This is a genomic window from Latilactobacillus sp. VITA-14 (assembly GCF_046580785.1).
Classification (GTDB): Bacteria; Bacillota; Bacilli; order Lactobacillales; family Lactobacillaceae; genus Latilactobacillus; species Latilactobacillus curvatus.
In genome coordinates this window covers 128,885-144,823 of record NZ_JBJKTM010000002.1, presented here as the reverse complement: position 1 = coordinate 144,823, position 15,939 = coordinate 128,885, and the positions used below count along the sequence as shown (strand labels likewise).

General features: G+C 39.4%; 29 protein-coding genes and 1 pseudogene. 22 read left to right on the top strand and 8 right to left on the bottom strand.

What is annotated here, in order from left to right; genetic code table 11:
- Nucleotides 1-101, bottom strand: a pseudogene (locus ACF1X7_RS01940) (IS30 family transposase); the annotation flags it as partial.
- Nucleotides 102-230: 129 nt separating this feature from the next.
- Here ACF1X7_RS01940 and ACF1X7_RS01935 point away from each other — a divergent pair.
- Genes ACF1X7_RS01935 through ACF1X7_RS01925 form a run of 3 tightly spaced genes read left to right on the top strand, consistent with a single transcriptional unit; the run spans nucleotide 231 to nucleotide 1,931 of the window.
- Complete coding sequence (locus ACF1X7_RS01935; RefSeq protein ID WP_064776982.1) at nucleotides 231-590, top strand: hypothetical protein; 360 nt, start codon at nucleotides 231-233, stop codon at nucleotides 588-590.
- Entirely contained in the window at nucleotides 587-832 is a 246-nt protein-coding gene (locus tag ACF1X7_RS01930; protein WP_064776983.1) for a phage holin, read from the top strand. The genes ACF1X7_RS01935 and ACF1X7_RS01930 overlap by 4 nt, the downstream gene beginning before the upstream one ends.
- Entirely contained in the window at nucleotides 816-1,931 is a 1,116-nt protein-coding gene (locus ACF1X7_RS01925) for a GH25 family lysozyme (protein ID WP_069468339.1), read from the top strand. Before ACF1X7_RS01930 ends, ACF1X7_RS01925 begins: the two co-directional genes overlap by 17 nt.
- A 49-nt stretch (nucleotides 1,932-1,980) precedes the next feature.
- Here the strand turns inward: ACF1X7_RS01925 and ACF1X7_RS01920 are convergent, their stop codons facing one another.
- Nucleotides 1,981-3,141, bottom strand: coding sequence for a hypothetical protein (locus ACF1X7_RS01920; protein ID WP_069468338.1), 1,161 nt, complete (start codon nucleotides 3,139-3,141; stop codon nucleotides 1,981-1,983).
- Between the two features lie 163 nt (nucleotides 3,142-3,304).
- Between ACF1X7_RS01920 and ACF1X7_RS01915 the strand changes: the two genes are divergently transcribed.
- Both ACF1X7_RS01915 and ACF1X7_RS01910 read left to right on the top strand, forming a co-directional pair.
- Entirely contained in the window at nucleotides 3,305-3,565 is a 261-nt protein-coding gene (locus ACF1X7_RS01915; protein WP_064776987.1) for a hypothetical protein, read from the top strand.
- A gap of 30 nt (nucleotides 3,566-3,595) precedes the next feature.
- Nucleotides 3,596-3,874, top strand: a complete 279-nt coding sequence (locus tag ACF1X7_RS01910; protein ID WP_064776988.1) for a hypothetical protein — start codon at nucleotides 3,596-3,598, stop codon at nucleotides 3,872-3,874.
- Between the two features lie 375 nt (nucleotides 3,875-4,249).
- Here ACF1X7_RS01910 and ACF1X7_RS01905 read toward each other — a convergent pair whose 3' ends face one another.
- From ACF1X7_RS01905 to ACF1X7_RS01885, 5 genes are all read right to left on the bottom strand, one after another.
- On the bottom strand, nucleotides 4,250-5,362 hold the full coding sequence (locus tag ACF1X7_RS01905) for a site-specific integrase (RefSeq protein WP_158068563.1): 1,113 nt from the start codon (nucleotides 5,360-5,362) through the stop codon (nucleotides 4,250-4,252).
- 139 nt (nucleotides 5,363-5,501) lie between these two features.
- Nucleotides 5,502-6,176, bottom strand: coding sequence for a hypothetical protein (locus ACF1X7_RS01900; RefSeq protein ID WP_099947280.1), 675 nt, complete (start codon nucleotides 6,174-6,176; stop codon nucleotides 5,502-5,504).
- A gap of 59 nt (nucleotides 6,177-6,235) precedes the next feature.
- Entirely contained in the window at nucleotides 6,236-7,477 is a 1,242-nt protein-coding gene (locus tag ACF1X7_RS01895) for an exonuclease domain-containing protein (protein WP_277851221.1), read from the bottom strand.
- Between the two features lie 296 nt (nucleotides 7,478-7,773).
- Nucleotides 7,774-8,223, bottom strand: a complete 450-nt coding sequence (locus ACF1X7_RS01890; RefSeq protein WP_411162380.1) for an ImmA/IrrE family metallo-endopeptidase — start codon at nucleotides 8,221-8,223, stop codon at nucleotides 7,774-7,776.
- A gap of 43 nt (nucleotides 8,224-8,266) precedes the next feature.
- The gene (locus ACF1X7_RS01885) at nucleotides 8,267-8,584 is read right to left on the bottom strand and encodes a helix-turn-helix domain-containing protein (protein WP_076647219.1); all 318 of its coding nucleotides are present in this window, start codon (nucleotides 8,582-8,584) and stop codon (nucleotides 8,267-8,269) included.
- Nucleotides 8,585-8,822: 238 nt separating this feature from the next.
- On the opposite strand from ACF1X7_RS01885, the gene ACF1X7_RS01880 reads away from it, so the two are divergent.
- The gene (locus ACF1X7_RS01880) at nucleotides 8,823-9,023 is read left to right on the top strand and encodes a helix-turn-helix domain-containing protein (RefSeq protein ID WP_231953068.1); all 201 of its coding nucleotides are present in this window, start codon (nucleotides 8,823-8,825) and stop codon (nucleotides 9,021-9,023) included.
- A gap of 62 nt (nucleotides 9,024-9,085) precedes the next feature.
- Nucleotides 9,086-9,277 (top strand): hypothetical protein, encoded by a 192-nt coding sequence (locus ACF1X7_RS01875; protein ID WP_076647224.1) that lies wholly within the window; start codon nucleotides 9,086-9,088, stop codon nucleotides 9,275-9,277.
- Here ACF1X7_RS01875 and ACF1X7_RS01870 read toward each other — a convergent pair.
- Nucleotides 9,258-9,635: a DUF2513 domain-containing protein gene (locus ACF1X7_RS01870; RefSeq protein ID WP_076647227.1), complete on the bottom strand. Its 378-nt coding sequence runs from the start codon at nucleotides 9,633-9,635 to the stop codon at nucleotides 9,258-9,260. The two genes, ACF1X7_RS01875 and ACF1X7_RS01870, sit on opposite strands and share 20 nt — an antisense overlap.
- A 109-nt stretch (nucleotides 9,636-9,744) precedes the next feature.
- Between ACF1X7_RS01870 and ACF1X7_RS01865 the strand changes: the two genes are divergently transcribed.
- From ACF1X7_RS01865 to ACF1X7_RS01795, 15 genes are all read left to right on the top strand, one after another.
- Nucleotides 9,745-10,065, top strand: a complete 321-nt coding sequence (locus tag ACF1X7_RS01865; protein WP_277847163.1) for a DUF771 domain-containing protein — start codon at nucleotides 9,745-9,747, stop codon at nucleotides 10,063-10,065.
- Nucleotides 10,062-10,244 carry a hypothetical protein gene (locus ACF1X7_RS01860; RefSeq protein WP_099947284.1) on the top strand — a complete coding sequence of 61 codons (183 nt, stop codon included), beginning with the start codon at nucleotides 10,062-10,064 and terminating at the stop codon, nucleotides 10,242-10,244. Before ACF1X7_RS01865 ends, ACF1X7_RS01860 begins: the two co-directional genes overlap by 4 nt.
- A gap of 5 nt (nucleotides 10,245-10,249) precedes the next feature.
- Entirely contained in the window at nucleotides 10,250-10,582 is a 333-nt protein-coding gene (locus ACF1X7_RS01855) for a hypothetical protein (RefSeq protein WP_411162379.1), read from the top strand.
- Complete coding sequence (locus tag ACF1X7_RS01850) at nucleotides 10,560-11,438, top strand: DUF3102 domain-containing protein (protein ID WP_277851173.1); 879 nt, start codon at nucleotides 10,560-10,562, stop codon at nucleotides 11,436-11,438. Before ACF1X7_RS01855 ends, ACF1X7_RS01850 begins: the two co-directional genes overlap by 23 nt.
- Nucleotides 11,431-11,826, top strand: coding sequence for an ORF6C domain-containing protein (locus ACF1X7_RS01845; protein WP_277851174.1), 396 nt, complete (start codon nucleotides 11,431-11,433; stop codon nucleotides 11,824-11,826). The genes ACF1X7_RS01850 and ACF1X7_RS01845 overlap by 8 nt, the downstream gene beginning before the upstream one ends.
- A 3-nt stretch (nucleotides 11,827-11,829) precedes the next feature.
- Nucleotides 11,830-12,075: a hypothetical protein gene (locus tag ACF1X7_RS01840; protein WP_076647245.1), complete on the top strand. Its 246-nt coding sequence runs from the start codon at nucleotides 11,830-11,832 to the stop codon at nucleotides 12,073-12,075.
- A gap of 221 nt (nucleotides 12,076-12,296) precedes the next feature.
- On the top strand, nucleotides 12,297-13,103 hold the full coding sequence (locus ACF1X7_RS01835) for a hypothetical protein (RefSeq protein ID WP_277851175.1): 807 nt from the start codon (nucleotides 12,297-12,299) through the stop codon (nucleotides 13,101-13,103).
- 11 nt (nucleotides 13,104-13,114) lie between these two features.
- Nucleotides 13,115-13,435, top strand: a complete 321-nt coding sequence (locus ACF1X7_RS01830; RefSeq protein ID WP_076647251.1) for a hypothetical protein — start codon at nucleotides 13,115-13,117, stop codon at nucleotides 13,433-13,435.
- A 14-nt stretch (nucleotides 13,436-13,449) separates the two neighbouring features.
- Entirely contained in the window at nucleotides 13,450-13,614 is a 165-nt protein-coding gene (locus tag ACF1X7_RS01825) for a hypothetical protein (protein ID WP_158068564.1), read from the top strand.
- A gap of 233 nt (nucleotides 13,615-13,847) precedes the next feature.
- Nucleotides 13,848-14,120, top strand: coding sequence for a hypothetical protein (locus ACF1X7_RS01820; RefSeq protein ID WP_076647257.1), 273 nt, complete (start codon nucleotides 13,848-13,850; stop codon nucleotides 14,118-14,120).
- The gene (locus ACF1X7_RS01815) at nucleotides 14,110-14,418 is read left to right on the top strand and encodes a hypothetical protein (protein ID WP_277851176.1); all 309 of its coding nucleotides are present in this window, start codon (nucleotides 14,110-14,112) and stop codon (nucleotides 14,416-14,418) included. Before ACF1X7_RS01820 ends, ACF1X7_RS01815 begins: the two co-directional genes overlap by 11 nt.
- A gap of 22 nt (nucleotides 14,419-14,440) precedes the next feature.
- The gene (locus ACF1X7_RS01810; protein WP_076647263.1) at nucleotides 14,441-14,734 is read left to right on the top strand and encodes a hypothetical protein; all 294 of its coding nucleotides are present in this window, start codon (nucleotides 14,441-14,443) and stop codon (nucleotides 14,732-14,734) included.
- Nucleotides 14,735-14,750: 16 nt separating this feature from the next.
- Complete coding sequence (locus tag ACF1X7_RS01805) at nucleotides 14,751-14,990, top strand: hypothetical protein (RefSeq protein ID WP_111447773.1); 240 nt, start codon at nucleotides 14,751-14,753, stop codon at nucleotides 14,988-14,990.
- Between the two features lie 308 nt (nucleotides 14,991-15,298).
- A complete protein-coding gene (locus ACF1X7_RS01800; RefSeq protein ID WP_277851178.1) occupies nucleotides 15,299-15,478 on the top strand; it encodes a hypothetical protein in 180 nt (59 codons plus the stop codon).
- On the top strand, nucleotides 15,465-15,887 hold the full coding sequence (locus ACF1X7_RS01795) for a single-stranded DNA-binding protein (RefSeq protein ID WP_277851179.1): 423 nt from the start codon (nucleotides 15,465-15,467) through the stop codon (nucleotides 15,885-15,887). The genes ACF1X7_RS01800 and ACF1X7_RS01795 overlap by 14 nt, the downstream gene beginning before the upstream one ends.
- The last annotated feature ends 52 nt before the right edge of the window (nucleotides 15,888-15,939 follow it).

The following is a 15,939-nucleotide window of genomic DNA, read 5'->3' as shown; positions in this document are numbered from 1 at the left end:
GACGGTGATCGGTTCAGCCGAACGCCCATTTGGATATTGGACAGCCCTAGTTCACAAAAGGTTTCGATTTTAATTCGTTCGGAATAGGTTATACTAGACAAAAGATCAGCTCCTAAAAGATGGGTTTGTGGTAAACACCATTTTAAGGGAAGCTGATCTTTTTTGTCCGAACAGCGTCGGATTAATTTTACAATCTACCTTTTCAAATTATTATTTTAGGAAGTGTCAGAATGAATAGTTTAAAAGGATTAGGGCAGCTCCTTATGTGGTTATTAACCATACCATCTGCTTATTGGGGGGCGAAGACTGCAACAACAGAGTTGGTGAAGCATCGCAATATGCGTTTAGCAAGTCTTGAGAATCGCACGAACGCCAATGATAATGCGGTACAAGCCGTACTGCACGATTCGCTTTATAAGCAGTGTACTAAAGTTATTTATCGCGGAGCTGTGACTATTAGCGAGCTAGATAACATTGAGCATTTATTTCGAGGGTATAGCGGTGTCGGCGGTAATGGGACCGGTGAAGCACTCTATAATAAAGTTAAAAATTTAAAACTAATTGATGACAAGGAGCTGATCGAACATTGAACTGGCAACTAAGATTTAAAAACCCACATTTTTGGTTTCAAATTATAATAGCAATCGCGATGCCAGTTGGAGCGTACTTTGGAATTAAAGCCCAAGACGTTACTAGCTGGCATATTTTATGGGCAACATTGGGCAAGGCAATCGCCAATCCGTATGTACTATTAACGGTAGCGGTCAGCGTCTATAACGCGATTATCAATCCAACAACTAAAGGAGTAAGAGATTATGACAAAATTAAATAGACTAGCAGTCACCTTAATGGTGGCTTTTTTAATGCTTCCGATTGACATTGCGAACGCAGCAATCGGTGATCAAGGGACTGACCAAGCTATTTATCAAACGAATAACGGCAAGGTAGGGTACAACTCGGATAAATTTACGTTATTGCAAGTTGGGGGCTATTATACGCAGTCAACCTATACTGGTCAGGTTCAAGCGTCAAAACAGCGTGGTCTAAGAGTTCACAGTTATTTGTGGTATGGTGTCGGCGGTAGCACTGAATTAGGCATTGAAGCTGTTGATCACTTTATGCCAAAAATTCAGGCGAATACGCCTAAAGGGTCAATCGTCGCGTTGGATTACGAAGATGGCGCGTCAACTAATATCCAAGCCAATACTAATGCGATTATTGCCGGCATGGATAGAATTGCAGCTCATGGTTATACGCCAATGTACTATAGTTACAAGCCATATACTTTAGCGCACGTGTATTATCAACAAATCATTAAAAAGTATCCCGGCTCATTATGGATTGCCGCCTATCCAAATTATCTAGTCACGCCAACGCCTAATTATTCAGTATTCCCATCAATGGACGGTGTGGCACTGTATCAATTTACGTCAACTTATGTTGCTGGTGGGTTGGATGGCAACGTTGATTTAACAGGTATTACTGATAACGGTTATGGCAAACAACCGAGCCAACCTAACCAACCAGCAACGGGCACAGTGGCTAATCAAGATTATGCGCAAACCGGCACGTTTACAGCTAATGCAACCGTCAACGTCCGTTCCGGATTAGCGAATAACTCAAGCGTGGTAGCAACCTATGCGCCCGGTGATTCATTGAATTACAACCACATCTACATCGTTGACGGTGTAGTTAAAGGTCGCTACACCAGTTATTCAGGTCAAACACGCTATGCATCGCTCGGCTACATTCCGGGCGAAAGTTTTGGTGCTCGCGCAGCCACTACCACTAGCCGTCACTATACCATCCAATATGGCGATTCGTTCTGGTCAATTGCTAACAAGTTAGGTGTCAACATGCACACTCTAGTGGTAAAAAATGGTAAGAGTATTAATTCAATGATCTACCCAGGACAAACGTTGAGCTATTAAACATAAGCAACAAAAAAGCCCTCGAACGAGGGCTAATACATAATATACATTATTGCTTATTTGAGTGAATTTGAGAATCCCATTCAGCATAGCAGGCAGTTCTAACCAACAATATTATTTCATCGTTAGACATTTTTTCAGAATCAATTACAACCCATTTATGAGAAAAATCTCTTATAAATGCGTGTAGCTGATCAATACCCCAAGGGTCACCCGTACCATAACTACTTAAACTACCGAATATTTTTTCGCATTGGTAGTGAAACATTTCATGCATATCTGATGGACGTACATCTAAGTTATCCCAAATTATGTTAGTCATAGTATTATAGTCCAAGTTATTTACGGATTCTACAATATTAGGGATTTTTGAAATAAGATTATTTTTAAACTTATGAATTAAATCATTATTAGCATGATTTGTTGATTCAGTATTTAAAGTTGTAGTTAAATCCTCAATATAAGAGGTTTCTTGAAATCGAATTTTTAAGGTTTCGGATATTTCTTTAAGTGTTTCAATAGGATCGCTATTAACGGATATTTTATTTGATTTCCATATTTTCAATTGATTATTAACAATCGTTTTAATTGATTCCGTGGCTAGTCGCATTAGTTGGAATCTTGAATTAATGTAATCCTTTAATAAAGAAAATGGGAATCGTAGATCTTTGATATCATCAACTTTATTTGAGTATATCCGTATACCTACGAAAGGCTTTCGAGATAATGAGTCATTAATTATAGGCCAAGGAGAGTATTGAGTTTCTTTATTTTCCTTTAGGAATTTAACGCGGCTAGTTTCAAAAGGATGAGCCATGGCAAGCGAACGAAAGTATTGAAAGAATTGTTCATCAGTAGGGCAATTATCATCTTCAAGTTTAAGAGATTCTTTGCACAGATTTTTAAAATAAATATATGCATCATCACTTGTTTTATCATCATATTTATTGTGGAAATGCAAAGTACGTTGTAATTCTTTTATTGCGTCAAGAACCATGCAAGTATACATAATAAAGACTAAGAAATCAGTTTCAGTTTTAGGTAGTTCTGAATGATCATTTAAATATTTAACGCTATCATCCATTCGATCCATTATGGCGCAGTACAAACTATAGTTGCCTTTATAGCGCTCATCGCGCCAAAATATGGGTGTAGCATTTATAGCCGATCTAAAATCTCTACAAATAGAAGAATCTAAAAATTGTTTCATAAATATTTCCTCTCAACATAATTAATATAAATATTCAGGTTATGAACTCATAAAAGTATATCATTAACATTGATTGAATCAGTATACCAAATCACAAAATAAAAACCACTTGACTAAAACGAACGTTTGTTCGTATAATATATCTTACAAAGGAGTGGTCGAGATGGAATTTATAAGTTTAAAAGGCACGATTAACAGCACTATTAAAGTTGTCAGTTTCACACCGTACTTAGCAAGATTTGAACTCAAAACACCAGAACAAAGCTATAACTGCCTGGTCGCAAAAGATGCGGTTAACTTCGTGTATCTGGCACAAGAGGGTGCGCCAATCTCAATCTTTGGTCACTTCAATAAACGGCACCAATTAATAGTAGATAAATTTCATGTCAAGAATGTCATTCAAGATTTTTCTGTTGTAAGATAAGTATCAGAACAAAAGTCGGGAGCGAATCAAATGAAGCAGTTTGAACCAGCACGGATTAATGAGCAATATTATTTGGTCTTAAATGAAACGGGGAAAGTCGAGCTATATAATAAGGGCATTGGCGTAGTGGGCAGCATGAGTTACTACTACACGCGCAATGACTTACCATTGTTCATCTGTCGTCACGATCCAACAGCTGATTTAAGGACCATTCATGATGTGATGGTGCAGCTTGATGCGCAAATGGACGAAATGGTCGAATGTGGCTGTTTAATGGTAGGTGGCCGGAATGTTGCAATTCAAAGATAAATAAAAATGCCATCCTAAGTAGGGTGGCATTTTTGGTTTCTTCTATAATATAAATAGATTTATAGTTGGGTGCAAAATGAACTGAATAGCTTCTTAAAGGCAAAATAAAAACCCGTCAACTTAATGACGAGTTTTATACTTTTTCTGCACCAATCTGCACGGGGGACTTGTAAAGCCCAGTACAAAAGGTATATCTATGCGTCACCCGGGAGTTTGAACTACAATTAAACTGATAGCAAGCTAAAACGAGTGACGAGTGCAATTACAGGTATAAAGGCGTTTGTGTGGATTTTAGAGTGATTAAACTAAAACTAAACTACAGCGATTATAGCCACATTTTGACCACTCGCCACACAGAAACCACACAGAATTTGGCTATAAATTACTGAGTATTTTGAGTGCTTTTTCATTTTCTTGATCACGGCTAGTTTGCAAAAGATGCGTGTAAACTTCGTAAGTGATGCTGGTATTTGCGTGTCCAAGTCGTTCGGAGATGTAATCAATTGAAACACCCTTGGCAATCAGCATTGATGCGTGAGTATGTCGCAGTCCGTGAAATGTGATGATGTTTTTCGTCTGCAATTCAGCGAGTATTTTTTTGAGTGTTTTATTAACCGCGGTATCGCTGGGGACTTCGTGACGGTTGGTCATGAATACTAATTGGAGTTTGTTTTTGTAGCCTTGTTTTAGAAATTGGCTACGCTGGTGAACTTGCAATGATTTGAGAACCTTAGCTAATGTGGAGGGGATGGAGATAGTTCGGTTTGATGTGATGGTTTTAGTTTTTGTGAAGCCAGTTCGTTTCTTGTAGTCGTATGCCTTGTTGATCGTTACGGTTTGGTTAGCGAAATCAACGCAGTCCCAAGTTAGACCGGCAACTTCACCATATCGACATCCGGTTAGAAGGCCGAATAGAATTTCAAGCCTTGAAATAGCCATGAAAGTGCCAGTTTCAATACATAATTTTTTTAGTTGCTCTGCTTCGTGAAACTCCAAAAATTTGAGATTACCATCTTTGGATTCAAGTCCCGCAATCAACGCACCAAATGTAAAATCGCGAGTGATGATGCCATCATTGATGGCGTACTTCACAGCATTTTTAAAATAGCTGTTTAATAACCGAGTGCTATCCTTAACGTGCGTCTCGGCATAGATATCAAGCATTGATTGGTAGTCTGCTGTTTTGATGTTCTTTAGTTGCTTATCCCCAAAGGTATTTTGAACCAAGCGGATAGCCACTTTATATTTAGATTCGGTGGTCTGATGCAATCGACCAATCTTATACGTATTAGCCCAAGTTTCAAAGTATGAGGCGAAAGAGATATCTTTATTGCTGTTTAGCTCGCCATCATATTTGAGTTGCTCTATTTCAGCAGCAGCACGTTGGGCGTCCATTTTGCGTTTAAAACCGCCTTTAGACTTGCTGTGTTTTGAATCTATCCAAACTCGGTAAGCCCAGGCGTTTCCGCGTTTAAAAATTTGAGCCATTGTTAATTCCTCCATTTTAAGCTAAAATAGAGTACGCAAATAGCGCACAATATTTTGCGTTTTTTTTGTGAAGCACATCCAACTTCTTGGCGGGAGGGGATGTGCTTTTTTATTTTTTATATTAATAATAGTTAGTTGATTAACTGCTTGGAGTAGGTGGGTCCATTGTAAATGATAGAAAATCTTTACCAAGATTTGTAATTCTATAGTAAGTTTCTATAATAGTTCCGTCAGAGCCCATATTAATGTCTCCATATCTTTTTTCGAACAGACCTAAATTTGTGAGTCGTTCACACAATCCAATTAAATAGAATTTATCTAACTTTCCTTCAAAAGCATTAACTACGTCGCTAATCATTGCCCATTTGTCACGTTCTAATTTTCTTGTGGCTAATAATAACTGTAGGTCAGTTAAATCAATTTGAGGTATGATCGAAGTGAAGTACTGCTCTTGATCCCAATTTATTTTAGAAGGAGATTTTAGAATGTTCAAAAAACCATTATGGAGCATTGATCGTTTTGCAAGGGTCGTATTGGACTCGATAATTTCATTCATCTTCTCCATATATTGAGAAATTTCGTCTGAATACTGAGAAATTTCGTCTGGATTCGTTAGTTGATTTTTTAGTTTTTCAACATCTTCACTAAGCTCTTTATAGAAATTTTCAATCCGTTTAAATCTTTTTTCATTTTTAGCGCCAAAGTAAGCGGTTTGTAATGCTGAGCCAACTGTTGGGATAGATGCAATACCTGCTTCAATTGCTAGCCAAGCATAGTCTTTACCGTGTAATTTATTTTCAGATTTGTTGTCCATTAATGTATATGTCCTTTCCAAATAAAACTTAGTTGGTATATCATTCTTAGGATAAGTGCCTATGCTATTAATTTATTCAATTCATCTAAGCCAATAATTTTAATTTTGCCACCGTTATCAATGAATTCCTGCGCTTTTAATTCGGCTGAGCTATGAACACCATCTTTTAGGCCTTCATAAACTTGTTCACCGTCAATGAGATAATCAGTTAGGCCAGATACTGCAGAGGTAACACGACCGCCATTTTGTTCGATGAGAAACTTGATTTCACTGCGGGTCATTTCCATAAACTGACCTGTGATACAAAAGCGTAAACCTGATAGTTTGTCGGATGATTCAGTCAGCTCTGCTGGATCGCCAGCGATGATTTTATCGGTAGATCCATCGCGCATTTGTTGGTATATAAAAGCTGTTGTTTCACAATCATCTAAAGAATTATGTGATTGATTCTTGATGCCGTAATGCTTTTTTAGTGTTTCTAATTTATAGTTCTCTAAGTTCGGCAGTTTTTTACGAGCAATGGTAACCGTGTCTTCGATAAAGATTTGCTTATCGGTGTAACCATGAGTCGTTAAGAAGTTAATATCAAAATTAATGTTATGACCGATAATGGGAAGACCGCCAATGAAGTCACGCAATTCTGGGACGATTTCGGTAAAAGTTGGTTCATTAATCACCATTTCTGGACTAATATGTGTGAGAAATTGAACTTCTTTTGGTATTTCGTGTTCGGGATTTACGTATTTATTGAATTGTGCAACTTTTTTGTTATCAATGTACTTCAGAGCAGACACTTGGGTGATGCCTTCGTTTTCAGCAGATAGGCCAGTTGTTTCAATATCTAAAACGAGGAACCTGTATAGGTCTTTTTTTAATTTAACGATATTTGGTTTGTTTTTCTGAATGATGGATGTGACTGGATCAATGGCAGGTTCATCTGGGATTGGAGCTGTCTCAGGCATAGTTTCATCGACTTCTGGGATGATTTCCGGTGTTGGTTGTTCCGCGACTGGAGATTGTTTGTACTCTGCCAGCCACTTATTAATTCGAATTGTATCAAGTAGCATCCAAGGAATAGTAATGATTAGACCGTATCCAGCGGTAAGTAGCGCTAATAGTGTCATAACGAATCCCGTACCTTTTCGGCCCAGATAATAGCGGTGACCGCCGAGCCATCCAAATAATAGCCATAAGCCCCATGCTATATTGGAAACTTTACCAGTTTGAATGGGGGCCTTAGTTGTCACGGTAGGTTTTACTTTGGGATGCGATTTCTTTTTTGAGGTACCTATTTGAGACATCGGGTTGATGCCTACAGTTGTTTTATTATAAATACGGTTATAAACGGCCTTTTTTGGGTTTTTTAATATTCCCGTACCTTTTTTTCCGTAATAAGGAATGACCGCACGCTTGACGGAGCGCTTTAGTTTTCCAGTTGTGCGCGCCTTGATTGAACGTTTAATACTTGGCTTTCTAACCCCAATTTTAACCACAATATCTCCTCCAAATATGTTAAACTACGTTTATAGTTGTTGCTTTTTATATTTTTATCAGAGCAATTTGCGTCTTACTTCCTCCAAGAAGTAGGGCGCTTTTTTTATGTCTTCATAATCTGAATACCGTTAGCAAAGTTGATCAGTATGTTATCTCTAATAATTATCATGCCATAACGTTCACGGTAATAAGCTAATACATCAAATAGATATTCAACGGTGACGTCTAGATGTTCGGCCAATTCAAACTCTGTTGTTGATTGCCAATAAGCTGCAACTAACTTATCGAGTGGCACCAGACGGTTAAACGAGCGGCGACGCGCAATCGTTTCTTGTTTAGCACTCTCAATATCATTTGGGTTAAGAATATCACCAACAGATATCTCTTGATGACTGATTTCTTCAGCCAATGTCTGAGCCTGTTCAACACGCGTACGATTAGCGTTAATGACAATTGTTTTACCAATACATAGGCCATCAATACCTGCGGGCATATCGGTTCGAGGTTTAATATCAAATTCTGTAGATGATTCTGCAATCAATGAGTCGAGCATATCCATATATAATTCACATCACTTATTCTCGGAATGGTAGTTACTAGTTCTTTGATTTTTTGATCATATCGATATAGTCTAAAATCTTAGCCATATCGTCGTCAGTGAAATCTTTATTCAAATGCGCAGCTAGAAGTTCAGCCTCGGGATTTGAATCATTACTAGATGTGACATTTCTTCCAATTAGAAAATCAGTTGTAACACCAAAGTAGTCTGCTACCTTTTGAAGTTTATCTATTGAAGGTGAACTTTTACCCCACTTCGTAATAGAACCACTGGAAAGACCTGTTCGACGTTCAAGTTCTGCTAAGCTAATACGTTGTCCTGCAGCAAGCTCCTTGATTCTATCTATAATTGTCATGTTTATACCTCGGAAAATTTACTATATTTTTATTGACGTGGAAAATATTCCGTGTTATATTATGTGTGTTAGCAAATAAGGTATACGGAATAAGCCCACGTTCTGAGTTTATACGAAATGATGAAGTAAATGCTGGGGAGCTTTACGGTTATTTCGTATGCCTTAATTATAGAATATTTTCCGAACAAGTCAATAAGAAATGAGAAAATATTCCAATAAAACGAGGTGGACTGAATTGATGTACAACAAAATTAAGATGCTCGCTAAGGCGCAAGGTGTATCTATTAATAAAATAGAAAAAGATTTGGAGTTTGGATCATCGACGATTTCAAAGTGGAGCAAATCTAATCCTTCAGTAGATAAGTTAAAAAAAGTTGCAGATTATCTTGATGTGACAATTGATGAGTTAATTAGAGACGAAGAGCCAGTAACTAAGTAATTGAAATTTATTTTTCCATTTCAATGGATTGCTACGTTACTAACAGTGGGAGGTGATCAGTGATGAATGAACATATTTGGGTTTACTCGAAATTAAACGGAGCAAGCGAATTACTATTTACTATCGATAACGATGCTGATATTCACGATTTTGAGCAAATTTTTAACAGAAAGGAATATAAAAGACATAAGCAATTTGCCTATGCCTTAGTTGATGGAATTGAAATAAAGCTATTTACAGACCGAGTAGTTTAGCTGTGATTGAAGTGGCTAATGCGGATAAAACTTGAAGTGATGCTGAACCAACTGTGGAACTAACCCTTGATTTTGTTTTTTCCCAGACAGTATCACTTTTGATGCTATCTAAAAATTGATGTCCTTCCCAAGTGATTTCCCTGAAAATACCATCAAATGGCATACCCCAAGCTTTTATTCGGTGTAGTTCAATATAACCAGCTTCGAGTAATTTTTCAGTGCAGTATAAAACATCCTCCATAGGATAAGTTTTTAAATTTTCTAACCTAAGAAAATACTCCATAGTTGGGGTCTCGCCGTAAGGAACATCTTCAAATGCAAGCATTAAATCTCTAACGCAATCATGATTTAGATTCATTAAATATATCGCCTCGCTTTCTAGAGTGAGTATAGCAAATAAGAATATAAAGACAATAATCAGCGGGCTATTAATCAGTTGAATTTTATTATTTTAGGAGGCATGAAACATGGAGCGAACTAAAGTTGTTATCCCACAATTTTCAATTGAGTTACCAGCTGGCATTGAGTTGATCAGCACCGAAAAGCGTGAGCAACTTGAAGCCAATCGGCAAGTTATCTGGGATTTGAACAAAGCTGTTGAAATGACAGGTTACACCAAAGCGGATTTGAAGAAAATCCTGACTGAATTTAAAAAACGATTGGATATGGACAACGGTGGCTGCGTTTATTACCCATACCACGGTGGCAAATATACCATGGAATCATTAGGGTTTACGCAGTTTATTCGCAATAACTTTGCAGAAATTACGAGGTTTTTAAAAAAATGAAAAACACAAAACGCTTAATGAACATTGACCGCATCGTGTTCGGCATTATGGTTGCGTTGCTGATTGTAAGCCGACACAGCGACATGGCTTTCTGGTGGGCGACGGTCTTAATTGGCTATTTTGCCAGCTCAGTACTGCACACGCCGGATTATTTTGAATCAAAGGAGAATAGCAAGTGAATTTGATGGAAAGAGTTATCACGAATAATATGGCCGTCCCAATCAAGTACGATGGCCATCAGTTAATGAAATATGCGTTGCTGGTTCGTTATGATCAGCGATTTAAAGAAGAAGTTGGCATTTCATTTAAAGACCGGATGCGGTTGGGTGAGGCCATCAGAGGACTAAGCCACGGCGACATCGATGCCATCGTCGAAGTATGGGCGGCAATTCATGGCGTTGCATCAGTTGAATTTGCCGAATCAGATGACCAACTTGATCAGATGATTATGTATGTGCTTGATGAGATTTGGGACAAAAAGGGGGATGCAAAAGATGAACGATTTAGAAAAAAGTGAGGACCAGCTAAGCACCGACTTAGTCGTTATTACGGAAGAAATCAGAAGTTACCAGCGCCAAGCGGGCCAATCAATTTGGGAAATTGGCAAGCGCATCGCCCAGGTTAAGAACAACGACTTGGCACATGGACAATTTATGCCGTGGCTTGAATCAATCGGGATGAATACCAGTGTGGCTGAGCGCTTCATGAAGATTGCCGACGTGTTAGAAGAATCTGACACGTATCAGTCTTTGGGCTACCAAGCTTTATACCTGATTGCAACACTGCCAGAAGATGAACGACATCAAGAGCATGAACTTGCAAGTGGCGAGGTCAAGGAACCAACTGATATGACTGTGCGTGAATTACAAGAGGTTAAACGCCAATTGAAGGCCGCCGAGTCCAACAATCAGCAGTTGCAAGCTGAGATTGATAGCAGACCCGAAAAGGTTGTTGAAAAGGCACCAGCCGATTATGAAGACCTCAAGAAGATTGCCCAGTATGCAACTCAGCGTGAAAAGAATCTGAATGGTCGCATCGATGATTTAAAACAGAAGCTCGAAGATGCTGAGGCGGATTCAGCTAGCGCCAAAGAATTGCAACGCCAGATTGACAATTTAGGCAACACCAAGCGTAAAGAAGAGGCTAAGGTGATTGCAATTCGCGACTTTGCCGAATTAAAAACCAAAGTCGAAACGCTACTTGAAATGGTCGCACCGGTCGTATTCAGTGCTGACCTCGCTCAATTTAGCGCCAATGATCCTGTGATTGACAATTTGAGCCAAATAATTGGGCAGATTGAGCAGTGGGCGAGTGAGATGCGCGAATTGATGCCAAAGGGCGAGTTCATGGAAGGAGAGATTGTAAATGACTGAAAACAGCTTAGTAATTAGTCCAAACATGACACCTGATCAGCAACAAGTGTTACTGATTGAGGGCTACAACGTATTAGTGAAAAAGGTTAAACGATTAGAAGACGAGTATCCAATCATGCCACGCCAGAATCAACAACTTAACCGATTCAGATTATTCCGCATCATTGATGTGCTAGGCGGTAAAGATTCAAATGCCTACAAAAATAAGCACGTCCGGGCTAAAGTCCAGCGTGCTTTTGCAAAAGATTACAAAGAATTTTTTGAAGTTGATATTTACGCCAACACACCGAGAGGTAGTTACAAAAAGGCGTTGGGCTTCATTAGCGATTGGCTACCAAGTTTTGAAGTTGGTGCCGAAATTCGAGAATTAAATAAAAAGGAGATTTAACTCATGGACAAAATTAAGAGTCGTGCATTTAATCAATCAACATATATGGTGCCTGGTCGGGCTGCTGAATTAATTGCCGCCGATATGCGCAAAGTTGTGTTTAGTAAGTTTGATGTTCAAGCCGAAATCGAAGTTGGTGGCTTTAGCGATGATGAATCCCGCCAGATTAAAGTGACACTATTTGGATCACGCCAAACAATTGCGGAGGTCGTCAAATACGTCCATGACAATTACGATTTCGAAATTTAAGCAAAATAAAAAAGCCTTACCGAGGGCAAGACTTTCAAGTTATTAAAGTATAACTACCGCAAATTGATTATACTTCATTATTCCTTGTCAAGTCAACGAGTCCAATCGTGGGCTTTTATTGTGCCGTTAAACGGCTCTCTTATGCCTTTTGAGAAAGGTTTAAGCGGGCTTGTATTGGGTATTATCTTTATGACGAAACAGGGAATAGGAGTGAAATAAGCATGGTATTCATTCGTGAAAAAAAGATAGCGTGTGGCAATTATATGGAAGTCGATATATTGCCCAGAACTATTGAAGCAGAGAACGTTGCTCGTCGTGGAGCACGCAGAAAAAAAGAGCGGGTTTCAGCACCTAAGCAACGGAATCTGAACGAAAAGAATGCTAAGCGTTATTTCTTGGAATTAGGCAATGGCAACTTTGGTTGGGGTGACTGGCATGTCACTTTAACCTACTCAGAGGAGTTTGAACCAGCAACGGTCGATGAAGCTGAGCATGAGGTGGGCAATTACATTAAACGTCTGAAATATAAGCGGAAGAAATTGGGAATTGATCCGTTGAAATACATTCTAGTGAGTGAGTACAAGGTCGATGAAAATGGAGAGTTCACCACCAAGATCCATCATCATCTAATTATGAACGGGGATGAATCTGGGGCATTGACTCGTGATGATGTCGAAGATGTTTGGTCTAAGCGCATCAAGGGGAAAGGCAAGCACCCAATTGGATTGGTCAACTCTCGCAGATTACAACCAAATGAAAATGGGATTGAGGGACTGCTTAAATATTTGAGCAAAGACCCAAAAGGGAAAAAGCGCTGGTCGGCATCTCGCAATCTGAAAGTACCGTTTAAGTTGCCGACCAACGACACTTTCTACCGCAAAAGTAAGATTGAAAAGTTAGCAATGCAACCAGACCAGGGGCGGGAATATTTTGAACGCCGCTACAAGAAATTTAGGATATCAAAAATTGAGTTTTTTTATTACGAACGAACAGGCTGGCACGTCTATTTAAAGATGTGGCGGATTTAGGAGGGATGAAGATGGTTGATCGTGAAAGTTTATTGAAATCGTATGGTTTTAAGGTGAATGAGTCGGGCACCTATATTTTTAAAGAAAAAATAGGCAGTGTTGGCGGGCCCGTGTTTTTAGTTATTGCCGCGTTTAAAGATAGCAACGTTGTCAAAGTGATGTTACTGGACAGCAAAGACAAGAAACCCAAGTTTGCTAAGTACATGAAGAACTACGTCATTCCGTTTGAAGATAAAGCCAACCAGCGCCTTAGACAGCTACAACCGATTATTGGCCAGTGGATGTGCGTCCGCCGTCTAAATACGTCGTGTAGCAATTTTATTGTGAAATAGGAGGAGAGGGACGAATGACCAAAGGCATGATGGTAAAACTAACAAAACACGATGTGCGGGGCAAAGTAATCGACGTGGCCGAAGATGGCATTTCAATCAGGGATGCAAACGGGACAGTCTATTTCTGTCTCGAACCCGAATTGATTAGAGCAGGAAGGCTGAGTGATCGCGATGACTAAAAGAATTAAACGCAGATGGTGGGTTCGTCACCCCATTAGTGGCAAGTATTTAGGTGCAGATAACGGCTTAACGTGGGTTGACCTCGACAATCCCCACTCAGTTTCATTGAGCGAAAAGCAAATAAAGGCTATCAACCCAGAATTTTGGGATTGGCGTGAGGAAGATAAAGCGTACTTGTTAGACCAGTGCAACAAGCAGGAACGTAAAAATCGTGATGGGTGGAGATGATTAGATGCAACCAATTAAATTAAAAATAGATTCTAAGTACGAATCGGTTGTTTTAACGGTTCAACAATATGGATATTATGATGGACCAAAATGCGATAATCCGGGATGTAATTCAGAGTTAGGTCATCTAATCGATGACTGGCAGACTAATGCTACTGATTTAAAGGCTGACCAAAATGAGCTAAATATGAGTGATGAAGATTTTGAAAAGCTGATAGGCGCAATCTATGTGGCAGATGTCATTGAATACGAAGGGAGCAACACTAATGCAAAATGAACGGTTAAAAATTGGCGACATCCTGAATAATGTGATGGACATTTTTGGCAACGTGCACCGACAAGTTAGCATCATTCGTGTTATGGAGAATACAGTAACAGGTGAGGATCGTGACACGCATGTACGCCGAGTGTTCCATAAACAAGATATAGGGATGACGCCTCGTGGTAAGTACGGTTACGACAGTGATGCCAGCAAGAAGAGCTTTGACCTTGAAGAGTCACATAAATTGAAGTGGGGTGAATCTGAATTGCTTGGCAGGGGAGCATCCCAAATAGCAAATACATCGCGCAGCTAATATTGACAGGAGGCATACCACTATGGAGATTTCAATTAATTCAGAAACCAAGAGTTTAGTTTTTAGCTCAGATAAGCCATTCACGCCGGAACAAATGACGCTTGCCGCCAAGCTATTTGAGAGTGCGGCGGAAAACTTCGCCGAAGTAAGCAAATATAAATCAGGTAATCAGATACAGTTGATTATTAAGTGCCGTGGGTGCAATCGACAGCACTTAGTAGATGCGATGATTGGTCATAATCAAGCTTATCAATGTGAATGCGGTGAACAGATTGAGCTATTGCCAATACTCAAGGCAATGGGGTTTGTGGATTAAAAGGGGGGGCTTAGCAATGGATGAAGTATTAAAAGGACTAAGTGTTGCAGTAGGTTCGGCAGTTGATGCAGTCGCCATCGCCTTTGGTGGCTATACGACTAAGGAGCAAAGGCGAATTGAACAGCTAATGGATATTTTTGATGATATGGAATTATGTAAGATGATTGTCCGGATTGAATCAGGCAAAAGAAACATCGGACTGACTGAGATTAAAGAATTCAATACTAAGTTGCAAGAAATGGAGGTTACGGGATGAACATTGACAAGTCAGCACAAGCCGTTATGAACAGTTTTAGGACGTTTCTCAAAGCAGTAGTAGATTTTTTTAACGTAGAAGTGTTCAAAGTAATCATAAACGCTTTAAAACCGATATTAACAGCAATCAAGCTTTATATAGCGCAACTACGTAAACCAATCAAATGGCGTAAGTCAAACAAACGGAGGTAGCAACATGAGCATATTTTGGCTATGGCTTTTAACTAGTCAAGGCGTCACCGCCATCAAGTGGCTATGGGTCTTATATCCAGTTGTACTGGGATTAGTATTTTGGAGGTTGAAAACGAAATGATGGATAGTGAAACAAGGGGACGAAGAGAGCAGGCAATAGCTGTTCACATGATGTCGGGCAATAAATTCACACCAACGATGATCATGCACCGCTGTCTTTGTTCCAAAAAAGAGGCGGTTGAATTGTTGGAACAAGCTACTCAACGAATGGAGGTATTAAGGGATGAAGTTAGGTAACGTATTCGGCATTATTGGCCGGGACCCGAAGATGAACAGCAATGGCACAGTGATTATGTTCAGTATCGCCGTCAAGCGCCGCTATAAGGATAACCAAACAGGGCAATATGAGAGCGACTGGTTCAATTGCAAGGCATTTGGTAAGACAGCCGAGCTAATCAATCAAAACTTCCACAAGGGGTCGAAAATCCTCTTTGACGGTGATATGCGTAATAACAATTACGAAAAGAATGGCCAGAAGGTTTACAGCAACGAAATAGTAGTGAGTGACATCACTTTTATAGAATCCAAACAAGCTGCTAACGGCGACAATCGGCAAGTGGGAAGAACAGAACCATTCCCAACGTCGGCACCAGACTTATTTGGCAATAATGACGTGATTGTCGAACCAGATGGCCTACCGTTTTAGGGCATAAAAAAGACCGCGCTACCAACGCGGTCATCCCTTTGACATCCTACCA